Origin of the sequence: Kitasatospora sp. NPDC002551 (genome assembly GCF_040296005.1) — a bacterium.
Taxonomy (GTDB): domain Bacteria; phylum Actinomycetota; class Actinomycetes; order Streptomycetales; family Streptomycetaceae; genus Kitasatospora.
Genome location: NZ_JBEOWI010000159.1, coordinates 1 through 2,618 on the forward strand (window position 1 = coordinate 1; position 2,618 = coordinate 2,618).

2 protein-coding genes are annotated in these 2,618 nt (G+C 77.6%); both read left to right on the forward strand.

Features of this window, described 5'->3' with window-relative positions; all coding sequences use genetic code 11:
* On the forward strand, positions 1-759 hold a 759-nt coding region (locus ABT093_RS40835; RefSeq protein ID WP_350572578.1), incomplete at its 5' end, for a beta-ketoacyl reductase.
* A gap of 84 nt (positions 760-843) precedes the next feature.
* Positions 844-2,618 (forward strand): type I polyketide synthase (locus tag ABT093_RS40840; RefSeq protein ID WP_502884434.1); only part of this gene is annotated, 1,775 nt, incomplete at its 3' end.

A 2,618-nucleotide genomic window follows, 5' to 3' on the forward strand; every position in this document is an offset into this window, starting at 1 on the left:
GCGAACGCCTTCCTGGACGGGCTGGCGCGGTGGCGCGGGTCCCGGGGTCTGCCGGCGGTCTCGCTGGCCTGGGGCCTGTGGGCCGAGGCCAGCGGACTGACCGGCCACCTGGGCGAGCAGGACCACGCCCGCCTGGCGCGCGGCGGCCTGGCGGCGATGGAGACGGACGAGGCGCTGGCCCTTTTCGACGCGGGCCTGCGTTCCCCGGAGCCGGTGCTGGTGCCGACCCGCCTGGACCGGTCGGCGCTGCGGGCGCAGGCGGCGGGTGGCGAGCTGAACCCGCTGCTGCGCGGTCTGGTCCGCGCCCCCCGCCGCACCGCCACCGCGGCCTCCGCACCGGCCGACGAGGCCGCCGGCTTCGCCGCCCGGCTGGCCGCGCTGCCGGAGCGCGATCAGCACCGCGAGCTCCTCGACCTGGTGCGCTCGGCGGCGGCCGCCGTGCTCGGACACCCGTCGAAGAACGCCGTGGCCGCCGCCCAGGCCTTCAAGGAGACCGGGTTCGACTCGCTCGGCGCGGTGCAGCTGCGCAACCGGCTGGCCCGGGCGACCGGCGTCCGGCTCCCGGCGACCCTGGTCTTCGACCACCCGACCCCGCTCGCGCTCGCCCGCCACCTGCGGTCCGAGCTGCTGCCCGAACCGCCGGCCCCCGGTGCCGTCGCCACCGCCCCGGCCCCCGAACCCCGCCCCGACGCCGGACCCGCCATCGCCGACCTGGACATCGACGGCCTGGTCGCCCGCGCCCTGCGCGGCCGCGGCTGACCGCCGACGGCCCTCCGCCCCTTCCGAAAGGCAGACATGACCACCACCACCGACGGCGCGGCCGCCTCCGATCAGACGGCGAGGCTGGTCGCGGCGCTCCGGGCCGCCCTCCAGGACAACGAACAACTCGCCGCAGAGAAAGCGGCGTTGGAGGCGGCGGCCGGTGAGCCGATCGCCATCGTCGGCACGGCCTGCCGGCTGCCCGGCGGCGTCGGCTCCCCGGACGAGCTGTGGCAGCTGGTCGCCGACGGCCGCGACGGCGTGGCCGGGTTCCCCGAGGACCGCGGCTGGGACCTCGACGGGCTGTTCGACCCGGACCCCGACCGGGCGGGCCGCTCCTACGTCAGCGAGGGCGGATTCCTGGACGGCGCGGGCGAGTTCGACGCCGCCTTCTTCGGGATCTCGCCGCGCGAGGCGCTGGCGATGGACCCGCAGCAGCGGCTGCTGCTGGAGACCTCCTGGGAGGCCCTGGAGCGGGCCGGCCTCGACCCGGCGGCGCTGCGCGGTACGGCGGTCGGCGTCTTCTCCGGCGTGATGTACCACGACTACGCCACCGGGCTGAGCAGCGTGCCGGCGGGGCTCGAAGGCTTCCTCGCGACCGGCACCTCCGGCTCGGTGGCCTCGGGCCGGGTCGCCTACACGCTGGGCCTGGAGGGGCCCGCGATCACCGTGGACACCGCCTGCTCCTCCTCCCTGGTCGCCGTCCACCTGGCCGCCCAGTCGCTGCGCAGCGGTGAGTCCTCGCTCGCCCTGGCGGGCGGGGTCGCGGTGATGTCCCAGCCCTCGCCGTTCGTGGAGTTCTCCCGGCAGCGCGGGCTCGCGGCCGACGGGCGGTGCAAGGCGTTCGCGGACGCCGCCGACGGCACCGGCTGGGCGGAGGGCGTGGCCGTCCTCGTCCTGGAACGGCTTTCGGACGCGCGGCGGTTGGGCCATGAGGTGCTGGCCGTGGTCCGGGGCTCGGCCGTGAACCAGGACGGTGCCTCGAACGGTCTCACGGCCCCCAACGGCCCCGCCCAGCAGCGGGTGATCCGGGCCGCGCTCGCCAACGCCCGGCTGGTGGCGGCCGACGTCGACGCCGTCGAGGGCCACGGCACCGGCACGCCGCTCGGCGACCCGATCGAGGCGCAGGCGGTGCTGGCCACCTACGGGCAGGGGCGGTCGGCCGAACAGCCTCTCTGGCTGGGCTCGTTGAAGTCCAACATCGGGCACACCCAGGCCGCCGCCGGGGTGGCCGGGGTGATCAAGATGGTGGAGGCGCTGCGGCACGGGGTCCTGCCGAAGACCCTTCACGTCGACGAGCCGACCCAGCAGGTCGACTGGTCGGTGGGGGACGTACGGCTGCTGACCGAGGCCCGGCCGTGGCCGCGGGCGGAGCGCCCGCGCCGGGCCGCCGTCTCGGCCTTCGGCGTCAGCGGCACCAACGCGCACGTCATCCTGGAGGAGGCGCCCGCCCCGCAGACCCCGCAGGGCGCGGAGACGCCGGGCGACCGGGAACCCGCCGCCGTCCCCTGGCTGCTGTCCGCGGCCTCGGCCACCGCCCTGCGCGCCCAGGCCGAGCGGCTGCTCGACCACGCCGACGCGCGGCGCCCGCAGCCCGCCGCCGCCGCCCGCACCCTGGCCGAGGGCCGGGCGCTCCTGCCGCACCGCGCCGTCGTGGTCGCCGACGCGCTGGACGGTCACCGCGCCGGGCTGGCCGCGCTCGCGGCCGGCGCGGCCGGGCCCGCACTGGTCACCGGGACGGCGGACGTCGCGGGTCAGACCGTCTTCGTCTTCCCGGGTCAGGGTTCGCAGTGGGCGGGGATGGGGCGGCGGCTGCTGGCGGAGTCCCCGGTCTTCGCGGAGGCGCTGGCGGAGGTCGA